The sequence below is a fragment of the Halosimplex halophilum genome, assembly GCF_004698125.1.
Lineage (GTDB): Archaea > Halobacteriota > Halobacteria > Halobacteriales > Haloarculaceae > Halosimplex > Halosimplex halophilum.
The window spans coordinates 123,793-140,077 of the sequence record NZ_ML214297.1 but is presented as its reverse complement, the minus strand read 5'-3'; the positions used below and the strand labels follow the sequence as shown (position 1 = coordinate 140,077).

The 16,285-nt window shown below is 69.8% G+C and carries 15 protein-coding genes, 1 tRNA gene and 1 pseudogene; 4 read left to right on the top strand and 13 right to left on the bottom strand.

Going from position 1 to position 16,285, the window contains the following annotated elements; genetic code table 11:
* Positions 1-48: 48 nt before the first annotated feature.
* The 4 genes and pseudogenes from E3328_RS22875 to E3328_RS00755 all read left to right on the top strand — a co-directional run.
* A pseudogene (locus E3328_RS22875) lies at positions 49-1,461 on the top strand (ATP-binding protein); the annotation flags it as partial.
* A 100-nt stretch (positions 1,462-1,561) separates the two neighbouring features.
* Positions 1,562-2,371, top strand: coding sequence for a CheR family methyltransferase (locus E3328_RS00765; RefSeq protein WP_135362726.1), 810 nt, complete (start codon positions 1,562-1,564; stop codon positions 2,369-2,371).
* Positions 2,371-3,597 (top strand): HEAT repeat domain-containing protein, encoded by a 1,227-nt coding sequence (locus E3328_RS00760; RefSeq protein WP_135362725.1) that lies wholly within the window; start codon positions 2,371-2,373, stop codon positions 3,595-3,597. Before E3328_RS00765 ends, E3328_RS00760 begins: the two co-directional genes overlap by 1 nt.
* Positions 3,598-3,619: 22 nt before the next feature.
* A complete protein-coding gene (locus E3328_RS00755) occupies positions 3,620-4,486 on the top strand; it encodes a CheF family chemotaxis protein (RefSeq protein ID WP_135362724.1) in 867 nt (288 codons plus the stop codon).
* A gap of 30 nt (positions 4,487-4,516) precedes the next feature.
* On the opposite strand, the gene E3328_RS00750 is transcribed toward E3328_RS00755, so the two are convergent.
* The 13 genes from E3328_RS00750 to E3328_RS00690 form a co-directional block, all read right to left on the bottom strand.
* Positions 4,517-5,032 (bottom strand): DUF5813 family protein, encoded by a 516-nt coding sequence (locus E3328_RS00750; RefSeq protein WP_135362723.1) that lies wholly within the window; start codon positions 5,030-5,032, stop codon positions 4,517-4,519.
* Between the two features lie 82 nt (positions 5,033-5,114).
* Positions 5,115-5,199 (bottom strand) — tRNA-Leu (locus E3328_RS00745).
* 116 nt (positions 5,200-5,315) lie between these two features.
* A complete protein-coding gene (locus E3328_RS00740; RefSeq protein ID WP_135362722.1) occupies positions 5,316-5,588 on the bottom strand; it encodes a hypothetical protein in 273 nt (90 codons plus the stop codon).
* Positions 5,589-5,697: 109 nt separating this feature from the next.
* Positions 5,698-6,261, bottom strand: a complete 564-nt coding sequence (locus tag E3328_RS00735; protein WP_135362721.1) for a DUF7529 family protein — start codon at positions 6,259-6,261, stop codon at positions 5,698-5,700.
* Positions 6,262-6,368: 107 nt separating this feature from the next.
* Complete coding sequence (locus tag E3328_RS00730) at positions 6,369-6,761, bottom strand: DUF7555 family protein (protein WP_135362720.1); 393 nt, start codon at positions 6,759-6,761, stop codon at positions 6,369-6,371.
* Entirely contained in the window at positions 6,751-8,091 is a 1,341-nt protein-coding gene (locus E3328_RS00725) for an oligopeptide/dipeptide ABC transporter ATP-binding protein (protein WP_135362719.1), read from the bottom strand. The genes E3328_RS00730 and E3328_RS00725 overlap by 11 nt, the downstream gene beginning before the upstream one ends.
* Positions 8,088-9,254, bottom strand: coding sequence for an ABC transporter ATP-binding protein (locus E3328_RS00720; RefSeq protein WP_135362718.1), 1,167 nt, complete (start codon positions 9,252-9,254; stop codon positions 8,088-8,090). The genes E3328_RS00725 and E3328_RS00720 overlap by 4 nt, the downstream gene beginning before the upstream one ends.
* Positions 9,251-10,798: an ABC transporter permease gene (locus E3328_RS00715; RefSeq protein ID WP_135362717.1), complete on the bottom strand. Its 1,548-nt coding sequence runs from the start codon at positions 10,796-10,798 to the stop codon at positions 9,251-9,253. The genes E3328_RS00720 and E3328_RS00715 overlap by 4 nt, the downstream gene beginning before the upstream one ends.
* A gap of 4 nt (positions 10,799-10,802) precedes the next feature.
* Positions 10,803-11,873, bottom strand: a complete 1,071-nt coding sequence (locus E3328_RS00710) for an ABC transporter permease (protein ID WP_135362716.1) — start codon at positions 11,871-11,873, stop codon at positions 10,803-10,805.
* A gap of 106 nt (positions 11,874-11,979) precedes the next feature.
* Positions 11,980-13,914, bottom strand: coding sequence for an ABC transporter substrate-binding protein (locus E3328_RS00705; RefSeq protein ID WP_135362715.1), 1,935 nt, complete (start codon positions 13,912-13,914; stop codon positions 11,980-11,982).
* 220 nt (positions 13,915-14,134) lie between these two features.
* Positions 14,135-14,683: a peptidylprolyl isomerase gene (locus E3328_RS00700; RefSeq protein ID WP_135362714.1), complete on the bottom strand. Its 549-nt coding sequence runs from the start codon at positions 14,681-14,683 to the stop codon at positions 14,135-14,137.
* Positions 14,684-14,796: 113 nt separating this feature from the next.
* The gene (locus tag E3328_RS00695; RefSeq protein ID WP_135362713.1) at positions 14,797-15,930 is read right to left on the bottom strand and encodes a UxaA family hydrolase; all 1,134 of its coding nucleotides are present in this window, start codon (positions 15,928-15,930) and stop codon (positions 14,797-14,799) included.
* Positions 15,927-16,259 (bottom strand): UxaA family hydrolase, encoded by a 333-nt coding sequence (locus tag E3328_RS00690; RefSeq protein WP_135362712.1) that lies wholly within the window; start codon positions 16,257-16,259, stop codon positions 15,927-15,929. The genes E3328_RS00695 and E3328_RS00690 overlap by 4 nt, the downstream gene beginning before the upstream one ends.
* Positions 16,260-16,285: the final 26 nt, after the last annotated feature.

The following is a 16,285-nucleotide window of genomic DNA, read 5'->3' as shown; positions in this document are numbered from 1 at the left end:
GACGCGCTGGCCGGCAGTGCCGGCGGCGACGCCGCCGGCGCGGCCGAGGGCGATACCACCGACGCGGGTAGTGCCGGAACCGGCGCGGCCGGACCAGCCGGCGACGCGCCCCAGGCAGGTTCTGACGACGAGGGGGCCTCCGTCGACGAGATCAAGTCCGTCCGGGTCGACGTGGACCAGCTCGACGACCTGCACGGGCTGGTCGAGCAGCTGGTCACCAGCCGGATCAAGCTGCGGCGGGCCGTCGAGACCGACGACCTGGCGGGCGCCTCGGAGAACCTCAACGAGCTCGACAAGATCACGGCGAACCTCCAGAACACGGTGATGGACATGCGGCTCATCCCGCTGAAGAAGGTCGTCGGCAAGTTCCCGCGGATGGTCCGGGACCTCTCCCGCGAGCTCGACAAGGACGTGGAGTTCACCATCGAGGGCGAGGACATCGAGCTCGACCGGACGATCCTCACCGAGATATCCGACCCGCTGATGCACATCATCCGCAACTCGCTGGACCACGGGATCGAACCGCCCGCGGAACGGGAGGCGGCCGGGAAGGACCCGACCGGGCGGGTCGAACTGCGCGCCTCCCGGGAACGCGACCACGTCATCATCGAGGTCGAGGACGACGGCGCCGGCCTCGACGTGGAGGGCATCAAGCGCAAGGCCATCGAGAAGGGCGTGCGCTCCTCCGACGAGATCGAGGCGATGAGCGACTCGGCGGTGTACGACCTGATCTTCCACCCCGGCTTCTCGACGGCCGACGAGGTGACCGACACCAGCGGCCGCGGCGTCGGCATGGACGTGGTCCACGACACGGTCACCCAGCTCGACGGCTCGGTCAGCGTCGACTCCACCCCCGGCGAGGGGACGACCGTCTCCCTGCGGCTCCCGGTGACGATGGCCATCGTCAAGGTGCTGTTCGTCGAGGTCGGCGACGAGGAGTACGGCGTCCCGCTGAAGAACGTCGACGAGATCACCCGCACGACCGAGGTCAAACAGATCAACGGCAACGACGTCATCAAGCACAACGGCGACATCTACCCGGTCATCGACCTCGCCGAGCGCTTCGACGTGCCCGGCACGCACGCGACCGCCGGGGCCGACGGGACCGAGACGGCCGCCACCGACGGCGGCGAGCCGACGGCCGAATCGGCGGCACCCGGCGGCGAGTCGGCCGTGGAGACCGACGAGCCCGCGTCGCCCTCGGCGGGGGCCGCGGGCACCGGCAGCGAGGCGATGGCCGGGACCGTCGGCACGGGCGGCGCGGGCGGCGACGAGGGGATGCTCGTCCGCATCCGCGAGTCCGAGCGCCAGGTCGCGCTGCGCTGCGACGCCGTCAACAGCCAGGAGGAGGTCGTCGTCAAGCCGCTGGAGGGGATCCTCAGCGGGACGCCCGGCCTCAGCGGGACCGCGGTGCTGGGCGACGGCAACATCGTCCACATCCTCGACGTGGTGACGCTTTGATGCTACTGGGACACGCAGGAACCGACGTGACCGAACACACGGGGGATTCGGGGTCGACGACGCGAGCCCGACACCCGACGGCGACCGACGGGAGGCGACCATGAGACAGGAACGCGACCAGGCGTTCGACGAGCTGCTGAGCTACATCGAGCGCGAGCTCGACTTCGAGTCCGGCTTCTACAACGACGCCTACCTCGACCGGCGGATCAACGCGCGGATGCGCCGCACCGGCGCCGACGGCTACCGCGCCTACCAGCGGCTGCTGGAGGACGACGACGGCGAGCGGGCCGAGCTGCTGGACTCGCTGTCGATCAACGTCACCGGCTTCTTCCGCAACCCCGAGGCCTGGGAGTCGCTGCGGGGCGTCCTGCGCGAGCTCACGGCCGAGCAGCGAACCGTCTCTATCTGGAGCGCCCCCTGCGCGGACGGCCGGGAACCGTACTCGATCGCCATGCTCGCGCTGGACGACGACGAGATCGACGCCCGACGCGTCGAGGTCCTCGGCACCGACATCAACCGCGAGATCCTCCGGACCGCGCGGGCGGGCCGCTACGAGACCTCCCAGACGACGGACATCGAGGCCGAGCTCGAACCGCTCGACGCCTACGAACCGTACGTCGACCGCGAGGGCGACGTGTTCACCGTCACCGACCGGGTGACGGACCTCGTCGAGTTCGAACGGCACGACCTCATCCGCGGCCGCGAGAAGAGCGGGTTCGACCTCGTCTGCTGTCGGAACCTGCTCATCTACATCGACGCCGACTACAAGGTCCCCATCTTCGAGACGATCACCGGGTCGCTCGCCGAGGCGGGCTACCTGATGATCGGCATGACCGAGACGCTGCCCGCCGAGTTCCGCGACCGCTACGACCCGGTCGAGAAGAAACACCGCATCTACAGACGCGTCTGATGTCACTCTACCAGCTCGAACGCGACGGCGACGTGCAGGAGCTCATCGGCGTCATGCGCCGCAGCGACAACCCGGAGCTGCGCGCCCGCGCCGCCGAACTGCTCGGGAACTTCCCCGACCACGACGACCGCGCGGACGTGGTCGACGCCCTCGCCGGCGTCGCCAGCGCCGACGACAGCGCCGAGGTGACCGCCGCCGCGGTCGACTCGCTGGACGAACTCGGCGGCGACGCCATCGAACGGCTCATCGGCGAGATCGCCGGCATCGACCTGGGCGAGGGCGCGGACTGGCAGAAGGCCCAGGCGTTCGCGAAGGCGCTCGACGCCGACATGCCCGAACTGCGGATGGCCGCCGCCAACGGCCTGGGCGCCCTCGAACAGGCCGACGCCGTCCCGAAGCTCGTCGACCGGTTCGACGACCCCGACCCGCGGGTCCGCGCCCGCGCCGCCCGCGCATGCGGTCAGATCGCCGACTCCCGGGCGACCGACGGCCTGGAGTCGCTGCTCTCGGACCCGAACGCGACCGTCCGCCGGGAGGCCGCCGAGGCGCTCGGCAGCATCGGGAACCGCCAGGCGCTGTCCGCACTGTTGCCCCTCTACGAGGACGACGACGAGCGGGTCCGGCGGGTCGCAGTGGGGGCGTTCGGCAACTTCCCCAACGCCCAGCCCGTCGAGTACCTCGTCGCCTCGCTGACCGACGACTCCCCGGCCGTCCGCCGGACCGCCGTCTACTCGCTGGTCGAACTGCTCGCGAACGTCCCCACCGGACAGAGCCACGAGATCCGCGAGACGGTCGTCGAGCGGCTGAGCGAGACCGACGACCGCAACGTCGTCGTCCCGCTGGTCGAGATACTCGAGGAGAGCCAGCAGGCCGCCCAGCAGCGCAACACCGCCTGGCTGCTCGGCCGCGTCACCGAGTCCGAGGAGCGCGAGCGGGTGGTCGAGGCGCTCGTCGGCGCGCTGCGGGCCGACGACCGGATGACCACCCAGTTCGCCGCGACCAGCCTCGCCGAACTGGGCGGGGACCGCGTCGAGGACCGGCTGCTCGAACTCGTCGACGACACGGGCGCCCCCTCGCAGGCCCGCGCCCAGGCCGTGTTCACGCTCGGCAAGGTCGGCGGCGAGCGCTCCCGCCAGCGGCTGGACTCGCTGCTCGACGAGACCGAAGACGAGCAGATCCGCAAGCGCGCCTTCTCGGCCATCTCGAAGCTGGGTGGTCGCGGATGAGCGGGGAGAGAGGTGACCGACCGTGAGCGACGAGGAGCGGCCGCTGGCCGACACCCAGGGCCGGTTCGTCCAGGTCGTCAAGAGCGGCCGGAAGGTCAACGACCTGGAGTGGCTCGGCGGCCGGATCCTCCTCTCGAACAAGCGGCTCGTGCTCGCGAGCAACGAGGGCAAGCGCCAGATCGCCCTCGCGAAGGTCAGCACCGTCAAGAACCGCAAGAACAGCAACAACGCGATGGCCGCCGTCTCAGGCTACTTCTCGGTCCAGACCGGCAACGACGTGTTCCTCGTCGCCCCGGCCGACGCCGACGAGTTCGAGGAGTCGCTGTACACCGCCCTGCTCGACGGCGAGGTGGCACTCGTGAAACACCCCGCCGTCGAGGGGGGCGTCGTCCGGGACACCGAGTGGGGCAAGGCCCGGATCAACGTCGAGTCCGACCACGTCGGCCTGGCTATCGCCAGCGGCCAGTTCGTCGAGATCGAACTCGTCGACGTGGGCACCGTCGAGGCCCGGGACGGCGCCGTCCGCGGGGACGAGCGCCGCATCCTCGAGATCGAACACACCGACGAGGAGGGCACGAGCGTCCAGACCTACGTCTCGGGGACGACCCGCCACGTCTCCATCCTCGAATCGCTCGTCAGACAGGGCGAACTCCAGAACGCGACCGACGCCGACCTCGACCAGACCGAGATGGAGGTCCTGATGGCCCTCTATTCGGGCGTCTCGCCGTTCGAGATCCCGGAGTTCGTCGGCATGGAGGTCGAGGCGGTCGAGGCCGTCTTCGACCGCCTCGTCGAGGAGGGCATCCTCCGGGAGAAGCGCGTCCGCCGCGACGTGCGCCTGAAGGCCCGCGGGCGCAACATCGCCAGCGACGTGATCGGCGACCAGTGAACCGCGTGCGCCGGAGATCCGAGCCGCGAGCTACAGCGGCGTCCCGCCGCGCTCGCCGTCGTCGTCGGTCGCCGCGGCGCTCAGCAGGTCGGTCACCGGCTCGCCGTACTCGTAGCCGGGGACGACGCCCTCGACGTAGGTCCCCTCGACGTACTCGACGAGCGTCTTCGCGATCTCGACCCCGCGGGCGGCGTCGCCGTAGCCGAACTCGTAGGTGACGGTGACGGTCCCGTCGGCGGTCGTCACGTCGAAGCCGTCGAGGTCGACCGAGGCCCGCGTGGCCATCGGCGCGTCTTCCAGTCGGCGTTCGAGCGTGTCGAGCCACCCCGACTGGACGGCCTCGCCGACCTCGCCGTCCTCGGTAGCGGCCCGGAGCGTCGGCACGTCGACGCGCACCCGGAAGTCGGTCGCGTAGTCGTCGCGCTCGCTCGCCGTCACCTCGGCGTCGAAGACGGTCGTCGTCACGCGGTAGCCCCCGTCGGCGGCCGCGAACGCGTCGTGGCCCTCGAAGGCCTCGCGCGCTCCGGCCGGCGTCTCGTCGGTCATCACCCGGAATTGGGCGCTCGCCGGCAAAAGACCGTTGTGTCGCGTCGCGGGAGCAGTCGCTCGCGAGTTGCGAGCGACAGAGTGCGAGGGGTGGGATTCGAACCCACGGACCCCTTCGGGAGCGGGTCTTAAGCCCGCCGCCTTTGGCCTAGCTCAGCCACCCTCGCGCGTTCGTCCGTCGCCCCTCCGGCGGAATAGCGGTTACGGTCCGGTCGCGTGGCTCGCGAGCCGTCGAAGCGAGCGGGAAGGGGAAAACGGGCTGTTCGGAGGGCGCGCCGGCGGGTCAGACCTCGACGTGGATGTCGGTGAACGGGACCCGGACCATCAGGACGCGGGTGACCGGGCGGCGCCGCAGCCGCACGCGGACGATCACCGCCGTCAGCACCCACGAGACCGCCGCGAGCGCGGCCGCCAGCGCCGCGACGCCCGGGTACATGACCACGAGCGCGGCGACCGCGACCGCGAGCGACATCGCCAGCGAGACCAGCAGGGTGCGCGCCAGGCTGTACTGCGTCGGCAGGCCGGCCGAAGCGACCGGGGGACCGGTTCGTCTCATCACACTCGATGCTACGCCGGCCGCCCCCTTAATGGTAATCTGAAATACATTTCTGTAGGCGAGGCTACTGAACTCAGTTTCACGAGCCGTGTTGACACGGCCCAGGAGGTCAGCGCTCGTCGCTCTCGGTGATGTCGTAGGCGTAGAACTGCTCGGGTTCGGGGAAGAAGTCGGCGGGGTCGTCGTGGCGGACGGTGCCCAGGTCCGTGCCGTCGAGGGTCCTGAGGTGGGTGTACATCTCGTCGCGCTCGACGGCGGTGCGGACGAGGCCGGCCGAGAAGCGCATGTCGTAGGAGCCGGCGACGAAGAGGACGAGTTCCTCGTCGTGGTCGATGCACTCGGTCACGACGAAGACGAACCCGCCGCTCTCCAGCTGGTAGACGCCCGTCTCCTCGAAGTCGGACCGCTCGACGTACGTCTCGACCTCCTCGGCGAAGTTGTCCGGGACGACGTGGGAGAGCCCCCAGGTGTCGTCGTCGCCCATCGACGGCGAGAGCGTCGTCGTGTCCCCCGCCGGGACGGCCAGCGTCTCGTAGCCCTGGTCCTCGCGGTCGTCGGCCATCGCCTGCATGTCCTCGAGCGCCCGCTGCCAGTTGGTCTTGAGTTCCTCGCTGTGGTCGGCGACGACCTCCTTCCGGTCGACGTCGTCCGGACTCTCGGCGTGGTGGGGCATACTTCGGTCAACGCCGTTCACACAGTAAAGGGTGGTGCACCGGGCGGTCGGTCCCGGGCGGGACGGGATGCCGTTCCGCGTCCGACCGCCGAGCCCGGTTCGGTCGGTCAGGGGCGGATCCCGAAGCCGAACTCCATGACGAGCGAGACGCCGAGGACGACCAGGCTGGCGGCGAAGACCTTCTTGTCGCGGCTGACCCGCTGGTCGAACGGGACCCGTTCGCCCCGCAGCGGGGGGATCTCCTGCAGCCGGGCCTCGAAGCCGGTCTGGCGCTTCGACTCCAGGGTCACCCGCTTCTCGTCCTTGTAGGAGGGGGTCGGCTGGATGCCGAGGCTGCCGATCCCGAACAGGGCGACGCCGACGAGGAAGACGGCGTACTTGGCGGCGACGAGCGTCCCGCCGACGAGGTAGCCGACGAGGACGGCGCCCCCGGCGACGAGTCCGCCGACGGCGAGCACCCAGACGGCGAACTCCGCGAGCAGGAGTCGCTTACTCGCCATCGGACCCGCGACCGAGCACCGACTCGACGCTCTCGTACTCCCCGGAGTGGCGGTGGCAGTAGCTCAGCCGGTCGGTCTCGCCCACCGGGTACAGCTCCGGCCGCTCGGTGTCGCAGACGCCGTCGAACTGCGTGCTCATGTACTCGCGCGCCCGGTCGGGGTACCCCTCCTTGACGTGCTCGGCGGCCCGCTCGACGTGCTCGCGGACCTCGTCGGGGACGCCGTCGCCGAACATGTCGGCGACCGTCTCGTCGATGTCGTCGAACCGGTGGAAGGCGCCGAGCGACCGGCGGATCCGGTCGCGGACCGTCAGGTCGATGCGGGTGCGCTCGCGGATCACCTCGCGGAACCGCTCGATGTCGTGCCACGTCTCGGGGTCGACGTGGTCGTACTCCTCGGGGTAGATCTTCGCCGGACAGCGGGTCGTCAGCTGACACCCCGTCGGCGGGTCCCGCGGGCTCGGCGGCGTCCCCGGGAGCGTGATCCGGTCCTTCTGGACGGTCGGGTCGGGCTCGGGGATCGCCGACAGCAGCGAGTGGGTGTAGGGGTTGGCCGGGTCGGTGTACAGCTCCTCGGTCGCCCCGATCTCCATGATCTTCCCGAGGTACATCACCGCGACGCGGTCGCAGATGTGTCGCACGACGGAGAGGTCGTGAGCGATGAACAGGTAGGTCAGGTCGAACTCGTCCTGCAGGTCCTCCAGCAGGTTGAGGATCTTCGCCTGGACGGAGGTGTCCAGCGCCGAGACGGGCTCGTCGAGGACGACGAACTCCGGTTCCAGCGCCAGCGCGCGGGCGATCCCGATCCGCTGGCGCTGGCCGCCGGAGAACTGGTGGGGGTACCGGTAGTAGTGCTCGGGCTGGAGCCCGACCTGGGCCAGCAGGTCCTTGACCTTCTCGCGGCGCTCGGCGGGCGTGCCCACCTCGTGGACGTCCAGCGGCTCGCGGACGATCTCGCCGATGGTCATCCGGTCGTTGAGGCTGGACTCGGGGTCCTGGAAGACGATCTGGGCGTTGCGCCGCCACTGCTTGAGCCGCTCGCCGGTCAGCTCGGTCACGTCGGTCCCGTCGAACTCGACGGTGCCCTCGGTGGCCGTCTCCAGCTGCACGAGCGTCCGCCCGAGCGTCGTCTTCCCGCAGCCGGACTCGCCGACGAGCCCGAGCGTCTCGCCGCGCTGGATCCGGAAGCTCACGCCGTCGACGGCCTTGACCGGCGGGTCCGCGAAGACGCCGTCGCCGCCGTAGTACTTCTTGAGCCCCTCGACCTCGACGAGCGTCTCGCCGGTTCCCCTCGGTTCGGTTCGACCGCGTTGCTGGGTCATCTCGCTCATCGTCGGTCACCTCCGTCGGCCGCGACGTCGTCGCCGGGCTCCGCCGGGCCCGTCCCTTCGTCCGCGTCGGCGGCCTCGTCGTCGGCCTCGCCCAGTCGCTCGTGGTGGGCGACGGCCTCCGGCGTCGTCATGTGTTCGGGGTAGAGCAGGCAGGCCGCGGTGTGGTCGGTCGTGCTCTCGTCGACCTCGACGAGCTCCGGGTGGACCGCCTCGCACTCCTCGAAGGCCTTCGGGCACCGCGGCGCGAACCGGCAGTGGGTCGCCGCCTCGTTGGGGGTCGGCACCTCGCCCTCGATGGTCCGCAGGCGGTCCTCGTCGGCGTGCTGGCCGGGGATCGCCTCAAGCAGTCCCTCCGTGTAGGGGTGGCGCGGGTTCGCGAACAGCTCCTCGGTCGGCGCCTTCTCGACGATCTCGCCGGCGTACATCACGTTCACGCGGTCGGTGACGTCGGCGATGACGCCCATGTCGTGGGTGATGAACAGGATCGACAGGCCGCGTTCCTCCTGGAGGTCCCGCAGGAGCTCCAGGATCTGCGCCTGGATGGTCACGTCCAGCGCGGTCGTCGGCTCGTCGCAGATCAGCACCTCGGGTTCGCAGGCGAGCATCATCGCGATGACCGCCCGCTGGCGCATCCCGCCGGAGAACTCGTGGGGGTACTCCCCCAGCCGGCGGGCCGCGTCCGGGATCTGGACCGCCTCGAGCAGCTCGATGGCTTCCTCGCGGGCGGCCTCGCCGGTGATCCCGCGGTTGACCTTCAGCGCCTCCTTGATCTGGTTGCCGACGGTGAACACGGGGTTGAGCGACGACAGCGGGTCCTGGAAGATCATCCCGATGCCGCTGCCCCGCAGCTCCTGGTACTGGGCGGTGTCGTAGCCGGTGATCTCCTCGCCCCTGAACCTGATCGACGAACCGGGGAGGACCTCCCCGGGCTCCTCGACCAGCCCCATGATCGACCGGGCGGTGACGGACTTGCCCGAGCCGGACTCGCCGACGAGCCCGACCGTCTCGCCCTCGTAGAGGTCCAGGTCGATCCCGTCGACGGCGTGGATGGTCTCGCGGTCGGTCCTGAAGACGGTCCGGAGGTCCCGCACCGAGAGGACCGGCTCCTCGCCGTCCCGGTCGCGGGCCGACGCCCCGGCGTCGCCCGAGTAGGGGGCGCTCATCCGGCGGCACCTCCCGCGGCCGCCTCCTCCTCACCGCCGCCCTCGCTCTCGGGGTCGATGGCGTCGCGGATGCCGTCACCGAAGGCGTTGAGCCCGGTCACGAGCACGACGATCAGTATCCCCGGGATCAGCGCGATGTGCCACGACTGGGTGGAGACGTAGTTGCGCCCCATGTCGATGGCGCGTCCCCAGGCGGGGGTCGGCGGGTTGATGCCGAGCCCGCTCCCGATGAACGACAGCGCCGCCATCGAGATGATGACCCCGCCGACGGTCATCGACCCGTAGACGAGCAGGTACGGCACCACGTACGGGAGCATGTGCTTACGCATGGTCGTCCGCGGGCGCTGACCGAAGCTCTTGGCGGCGTCGATCCACTCCTCCTCGGAGACCTGCAAGGCGGGGCCGCGCACCGACCGCCACAGGCTCGGGAAGAGGATGATCCCGAAGGTCACCGCGTAGAGGAACCCGCCGTGGAGCACCCCCGTCAGCCAGTGGCCCTGGAAGGCCATCCCGACCATCAACAGCAACAGCAGCCCCGGTATGGAGGTGATCCCGTCCGCGACGAGGATCGTCACCAGGTCGACGAGCCCCTTGTAGTACGCCGAGGTCATCGACGCGATGACCGCCAGCAGCGACGCCAGCACGATGGACAGCCCCCCGATCATCATCGAGATCCGGGCGCCGGCCACCGAGAACGTGAACAGGTCGCGGCCGTTGGTCAGGGTCCCGAACGGGTGGAACCGGCCGTAGTCGTCGTAGGTCATCGGCCCGACGTTCTGGTCGCCCTGGCCCTTCGACTTCGAGTTGAAGTTGGCGTCGCCGACGTACACCGTCTCGACGCTCCCGCTCTCGGCGTCGTAATACTGGATCTCGTGGCTGTACGGCGACTGGATGTTCTGCTCGACGGTCGTCGGCCCCAGCGCCGGGGCGAACAGCGCCATCGTCACGAACACGAGGACGACGACGATGCCGAACTGGCCCCAGCGGTGGTCGCGCAGGCGGTCGACCACGTCGTCGCGGGGCGTCCAGTCGACCTGGCGGTAGTGGTCGCGGAAGACCAGCCAGCCGCGGTAGACCCAGTAGAACACGACCGCGGCGTACAGGTAGACGAGCACGAGCCGGATCGCCCAGGCGACCGCCGGCTGCAGCCCGAGGAACGTGCCCTCCCAGGGCCCGTTCGGCCCCGTCTTGTACCCCTCGTTGGGGATCGTCTCCCGGGACAGCAGCGTCGGGACGTTCCCGGCTGCGGACCGGAGCCCGTCGAGGAAGCCGCTGGCGGCCTGCTGGGCGGCGTAGACCGCCTCGCCGGCCCTCGGGGAGAAGGCGCCGAGTATCACCTCGATCAGCGCCGTGACCCCGATGACCGTCGCGTCGAGCAGCAACAGGAGGCCGCCGGCGAGCGCGCCGAGCTCGACTGCGACCAGCACGAGGGCGACCGCCCCCCACCGCAGCGCCGGTTCGGGGTTGGCCAGCAGCCGGTCGCGCAGCCGCGTCTCCTCGCGCCGGTCCCGGTCGCGCGCCGAGTCGGTGATCGTCGCACACATCGTCTCAGTCCTCCCGGCCCTCCAGGCCGATCCGCGGGTCGATGATCGTGTACGCCACGTCCTGTGCGATGTTGAAGAACACGAGTATGAGGATGAATACGTAGGTGAGCGCGCCGATGATCGGTACGTCCGACGCGAGGACCGCCGAGAGGAAGAGGTTCCCGAGCCCGCGGATCCCGAAGATGAGCTCCACGAGCACGGACCCGCCGATGAGCAGGTAGAACTCGCCCATGATCACCGGCAACAGCGGGATCATCGCGTTGCGCGCGACGTGTTTCCCGACGATCACCCGCTCGGAGACCCCCTTGGCCTTGGCCGTGTCGATGTAGGGGGAGTTGAGGCTCTCCAGCACCGCGGTCCGTCCGATGCGGACCTCGTTGCCCATCGACGAGGAGCCGAGCACGAGCGCGGCCGGGAGGATCCACTTGAACGCGACCGCCCAGTTGTAGGGGTCGGGGACCGGGATCCCGACCGGGCCCAGCGAGTAGCTGCCGAACAGGTTGCCCAGCGCCGCCGGGGTGCCGATCACGTCGGTCGGTATCAGGAACCCCCGGTAGAACGACAGCAGGCCGCCGGCCGACAGCAGGCCGGCGAGCATCACGGCCAGCCAGAAGTTCGGCATGGCGCGCCAGACGATCCCGCCGAAGGAGGCGGTGTAGTCGCCCCAGGTGTTGGCCCGGAGGCCGGCGTACAGCCCCAGCGGGATGCCCAGCGCCAGCGCGATGACGACCGACCAGATGCCGAGCCACAGCGTCGCGGGCATCCGTTCCCAGATGAGCTGGGCGGCCGACTGGCCGCGGGTGACGACCCACGACTGGCCGAAGTTGAACGTGACCGTATCGATCAGGAAGTCCCGGTACTGTATCCACAGGGGGACGGGCTCGCCGTTCGGGTACCGGAGGCCGAGCGAGACCGCGAGTTGCCGGGCGGTCTGGGGGTCCGCGTCACGACCCAGGATCGCGGTCATCGGGTCGAACGGCGACAGGTAGAGGATGACGAACGTCATCGTGAGTCCGAACAGGACCACCGGCACCCCGAGGACGAGGCGCTTCGCGATATACAGGAGTTTGTTCATGGCGTGTCTCCGTTATGCGTGTAGTTGTCTCTCTGTGTGGGCCGCAACGTAATACGTTCGTCGTCTGAGCGGGGAGTTCATCGGGAGCGGCCGGGGACCCGCTCGCTCACTCGGAGCCGCCGACGTGCTCGTCGTAGGCCTCGATCCCGCCGGGGAAGATCTGCGGCGGCGTCAGGTGGTAGGCCGGCTCGAAGCGGTCCTTGAACACGTTCGCCATGAACTCCGGCTGGTTGATGACGTAGGCCATCGCCTGCCGGACCGGCCTGGGCACCTGCTCCATGTTGAAGCCGACGTAGAAAGTGCCGATTTCCGGGGTCCGAGCGTAGTTGACGGTGGTCCCGTTCTCCAGGTCGTAGGTCCCCAGGTCACGACCAACGTCGTCGGTCTCCTCGACGGTCACGCTGTCGGCGTTGTACTGGGCCGTGGGCACGCCGCCGATGTCCGCGTTCTCGTTGAGGAAGTAGTTGTACCGGGCCTGCGTCTCGGTGAGGATGGCGGCGTCGATGCCGTCGAAGGAGGCGCCCTCGCCGTGGTAGTCGTCGAAGGTGTCCATGACGATCTCGCCGCCGTTACCCGACTCCCAGTTGACGAACTCGAAGGGGCCGGCGCCGACCGGGCTCTGGGAGAACTCCTCCCACTCCATCTCGCCGTCGTAGCCCTCAACGTCGCCGACGATGCCCTCGGGAACCGCCGAGAACGCCGAGTAGGCCAGCACCGACAGCGAGAACGCGAACGGCTCGCTGGTCGTGATCTCCAGCGTGTAGTCGTCGACCGCCTCGACGCCGATCGAGTCGGGGATGATCCGGGTGGTCGTCTCCGGCTCGCCGGAGGCGGTGTCCGTGACGGTGTCGCCCTCGTCGTCGGTGACCGTGACCTCCTCGGTCTCGTGTTCGATCCCCATGACGCTGACGGGGAACCGCGCGTTCGTGGAGTTGTCCGAGACCATCAGCCGCTTGATGGAGTACTCGAAGTCCTGCGCGGTGACCTCCTCGCCGTTGTGGAAGGTCGCGCCCTCCTTCAGCGTGAACGTGTAGGTGCGGAAGTCCTCGCTGACCTCGTACCCCTCGGCCAGCAGGTTCTCGACCTCGGTCGTCCCGTTGACGTAGTTCGTCAGCGCGTCGAACATGTCCATGATCTTGCCCCCGGAGGCCGTGTTCCCGGAGGCGATCGGGTCGAGGCTGCTGAACGTCGAGGAGATGGTGCTGAGTCGGTCCTTGCCCTCCAGGCCCGCGACGGAGTTGCTGGTCTTCGCCCGGGAGGGCTCCATCGGTCCCGGCGGGTTGTAGTCGACGTGGTCGTACCACATCGCCTCGGTGACGCCCTGGTAGATCGGGATGAGCGCGGCCTCCTGCCACATCCCCTCTTCCATTTTCACCGCGGCGTCGCCGCGGACCTCGGCGGCCTCCTCGGTGTCCTCGGGGTTGTTCGAGATCCGCTCGAACTGGTCGATCATGTACTGGCGGACCTCGGGGTCGGCCTCGGCGTCCTCCGACCAGAACAGCCGGGCGCCGTTGGCCGCCGCGTTCTCGTCGTAGACCGTGTTCCGCGGGTCGACCAGCTGGACGAAGTTCTGCGGGCCGGGGTAGTCGGCGACCCACCCGAGGGTGTACGCCTCGTGGTTGCCGTTCCGGGTGGCCTCCAGCAGCGGCGAGAACGCCGCCGAGCTCTGGTTCATGTCGATGTGCGCCGACTCCAGCCGGCTGGCGATCGTCGACGCCATCTCCGACCACGTCGGGCTCTCGTACTGCAGCCAGTCGAGCTCGAAGCGGTCGTCCGGGCCGTAGCCCGCTTCCTCCATCACCCGCTGGGCCTCACCGATCATCGTCTCGCCCACGCCGTAGGGGTACTCGCTTACCGTCACCGGACCGGTGTCGGTTCCGGTGTCGGTCCCGTCGCCGCCGTCGTCGCCACCGTCACCCGGCGTGGCGGTGTCGCCGCCGTCGCTCCCACAGCCCGCAACTGCCGAGGTGAGCGCGGCCGCACCGGTCGCTTTCAGAAATCGTCGTCGGCTGGTGTCCGAGCCGTCAGTGTCGCGAGGCATACGTCCCCATTACCGAGCGCGATACTTAAATTGCGGTGGAACTTGCCGTTAGTTGTCGCCGAAATCGCAGTACCACGGCGGTCGAAAATTATCTTAAATTATATTCTACCCCCTTCTATTATAACGGGGAATTAGAGGACCACCGGTGGATGTCCGAGACACACTGACGGCTTAAGGGAATATAAGCGTACTGGGCAAAAGCTGCGATGAACGGTCGGTATTACCGGTGAATCTCGACCGATTCGAGGACGACCGTGTCGATGGGTCGATCGCTGGGGTCGGTGTCGACCGAGCCGATGGCCTCGACCACGTCCATGCCGTCGACGACCTCGCCGAAGACGGCGTGTTTGTCGTCGAGGTGGGGCTGGGCGTCCAGCGTGATGAAGAACTGCGAGCCGTTGGTGTCGGGGCCGCGGTTGGCCATCGAGAGCTTGCCCGGTTCGTCGTGGCGCAGGTCCTCGTGGAACTCGTCGTCGAAGGTGTAGCCCGGGCCGCCCCGGCCGGTGCCGGTCGGGTCGCCGGTCTGGATCATGAAGTCCTCGATGACCCGGTGGAACTCGATGTCGTCGTACAGCGGGTCGACCCGCTTCTCGCCGCTCTCGGGGTCCTCCCAGGCGCCCTCGCCCGGGCCGACCTCGGCCGCCTCGTAGTCGGACTCGGTCGCGTGGTCGACGAACGCCTCGACGGTGTTGGGTACCCTGTCCTCGAACAGCCGCACCTCGATGTCGCCCTCGGAGGTGTGGAGCGTCGCTGTCAACTCGTCACTCATACCCGGTCGGAAGCCCGCCGCGGAGAAAACGCTGGTGGTACCGTCCGCACCGACGGGTATCGACCGACGGCGGCGACCCCTCGGCGAACCGCCCGTCCCCGCGCCGGCCCCGCTCACATGGACGGGCCGACCCGCGTGATCGCCGAGGAAACGAGCCCGTGTTCCTCCGCGCGCACGCGCTCGCCGCCCGCGACAGCCCGCAGGCGCCCGAGCAGGGCCGCGGGGTCGGTCGCCGTCGCGTCCACGTCGATGTCGTCGCCCACGGCGTCGAGCGTCGTCCGATCGCCGGAGACCTTCACCACCGGCGCGACCGGGTGGCCGGTCGCCACGCCCTCGCCAGTGACGTGGACGACGACCTGCGCTCCGGCCGCCGCGAGGCCGGTCGCCGCCTCGGCGAACCGCGAGGGCGCGTCGACGACCGCCAGCCCCTCGTCGTGGATCGCCCGCTCGCCGTAGTCCAGTACCGCCCGGACCGGCCGGTCGCCCCACGCCCGCGTCACCGCCGCGAACTCGTGGTCCCGCGCCTCGCGTCCGACCCGCGACGCCCGCGCGGGCCGGCCGCGGTGGCGCTCGGCCAGTTCGCGGAGGTCCGCGGCCGCCGCCTCGTCGTCGGCCCGCGCGGCCGCCGCTTCCGGATGGGCGACGACGCGCTCGCTCCCGGCCGCCACCACCCGCGCGCCCGCGTCGACCAGGTCGTCGACCACCGCACCGACCAGCGGGTCCGCCGTCTCGCGGGTCGACTCGGCGAGGTCGCCCGAGACGACGCCGACGGTGAGATCCGAGAGGTCCGCCGTGGTGGCTCCCCGGCCGTCGTCCGATGTCCCCCGGCCGTCGCGGGTAGACTGCCCGCGGAGTTCCTCGACGGCTTCGACGCCCGCCTCAACCGTCGCGTCGGTGCCGCCGGCGTCCTGGATCGCGACCTCGCGGACGGGCACGCCCAGGTCGGCGAGGTCGGCCGCCACGTCGTCGCTCTGGATCGACTCGCAGCCCAGGCCGACGACGACCGTCCCGGCGACGTTTGGGTTCGATCCGACCCCGAGGAACGCCCGCAGCGTCTGTGCCTTGTCCGCTCCGATCTGCCCGCAGCCGTGGTCGTGGGGCGCGCTGACCGCACCCTGTACCCGGTCGGCGATCCGGTCGGCGACCTCCCGCGAGCAGATGACCGAGGGGAGCACGAGGACCTTCTCGCGCACGCCGACGCCGCGGTCCCCGCGGTCGACCGCCTCGAACCCCTGCCGCAGGCTCACGCCGACTCACCCCTTCCGGGTCCGTCCGCCGCCTCGGCCGCCCGGTCGCCCCGGCCGCGCCGGCTCTCGCAGTTGTGGGTGTGAACCCACTCGCCGGCGGCTATCGGCTCTGTGGCCTCGCCGATCACCTCGCCGTACTTGCGGACCGGGTCCCCGGCGTCGATGTCCACGAGCGCGACCTTGTGCCCGAACGGCACCTCCTCGGCGACGGTCACCGGTGGATCCGCGTCGGCCAGCCGGTCGCCCGCGTCGAGGTCTTCGAGCGCCGTCGCCACGTTGTCCTCGGGGGCCATCACCAGCGCGGTCCCGTCCAGCACTTCGCCCTTCATCGTCGCCCCCGCCGCGGCGCTCGGTC

What these genes read in the sequence shown, in the direction of transcription:
- E3328_RS00765 (WP_135362726.1), top strand. Translation starts at nt 1,562, where the DNA reads ATGAGACAGGAACGCGACCAGGCGTTCGACGAGCTGCTGAGCTACATC.
- E3328_RS00760 (WP_135362725.1), top strand. Translation starts at nt 2,371, where the DNA reads ATGTCACTCTACCAGCTCGAACGCGACGGCGACGTGCAGGAGCTCATC.
- E3328_RS00750 (WP_135362723.1), bottom strand. Translation starts at nt 5,032, where the DNA reads ATGACCGACGAGACGCCGGCCGGAGCGCGCGAGGCCTTCGAGGGCCAC.
- E3328_RS00740 (WP_135362722.1), bottom strand. Translation starts at nt 5,588, where the DNA reads ATGAGACGAACCGGTCCCCCGGTCGCTTCGGCCGGCCTGCCGACGCAG.
- E3328_RS00735 (WP_135362721.1), bottom strand. Translation starts at nt 6,261, where the DNA reads ATGCCCCACCACGCCGAGAGTCCGGACGACGTCGACCGGAAGGAGGTC.
- E3328_RS00730 (WP_135362720.1), bottom strand. Translation starts at nt 6,761, where the DNA reads ATGGCGAGTAAGCGACTCCTGCTCGCGGAGTTCGCCGTCTGGGTGCTC.
- E3328_RS00725 (WP_135362719.1), bottom strand. Translation starts at nt 8,091, where the DNA reads ATGAGCGAGATGACCCAGCAACGCGGTCGAACCGAACCGAGGGGAACC.
- E3328_RS00720 (WP_135362718.1), bottom strand. Translation starts at nt 9,254, where the DNA reads ATGAGCGCCCCCTACTCGGGCGACGCCGGGGCGTCGGCCCGCGACCGG.
- E3328_RS00715 (WP_135362717.1), bottom strand. Translation starts at nt 10,798, where the DNA reads ATGTGTGCGACGATCACCGACTCGGCGCGCGACCGGGACCGGCGCGAG.
- E3328_RS00710 (WP_135362716.1), bottom strand. Translation starts at nt 11,873, where the DNA reads ATGAACAAACTCCTGTATATCGCGAAGCGCCTCGTCCTCGGGGTGCCG.
- E3328_RS00705 (WP_135362715.1), bottom strand. Translation starts at nt 13,914, where the DNA reads ATGCCTCGCGACACTGACGGCTCGGACACCAGCCGACGACGATTTCTG.
- E3328_RS00700 (WP_135362714.1), bottom strand. Translation starts at nt 14,683, where the DNA reads ATGAGTGACGAGTTGACAGCGACGCTCCACACCTCCGAGGGCGACATC.
- E3328_RS00690 (WP_135362712.1), bottom strand. Translation starts at nt 16,259, where the DNA reads ATGAAGGGCGAAGTGCTGGACGGGACCGCGCTGGTGATGGCCCCCGAG.